The organism is Thalassotalea ganghwensis (assembly GCF_053485795.1).
In genome coordinates this window covers 1-258 of sequence record NZ_JBQRUM010000093.1, presented here as the reverse complement: position 1 = coordinate 258, position 258 = coordinate 1, and the positions used below count along the sequence as shown (strand labels likewise).

Genomic DNA, 258 nt, shown 5'->3' with positions numbered 1-258 from the left:
AAGCGGGGTATTACGTTTCGGTTCATAAAAGCCAACATCGAACGCCACAAATTGTGCAATTTATCAGTAAGGTTTCGAGCGTTGAACAGAGCTTTGCGATTCATTCTGAATACAACGGACCGCTTGGTGTCTCTAGCACAGACATAGATGAACAAGCGTTAAGTGAATTAAAGCGCAGCTTTCGTCGAACTAGTAAGCGTTTAGGAAATAGCCGACTCAATCAATACCCCAATGCTCAAGGTGAGCCGTTTTTACGAG

At 43.8% G+C, this 258-nt stretch carries 1 protein-coding gene; it reads left to right on the top strand.

The window, feature by feature from the left end; all coding sequences use genetic code 11:
* Window positions 1-258: hypothetical protein (locus ACSLUH_RS19695; RefSeq protein ID WP_448570094.1), on the top strand; the 258-nt coding region annotated here is incomplete at both ends.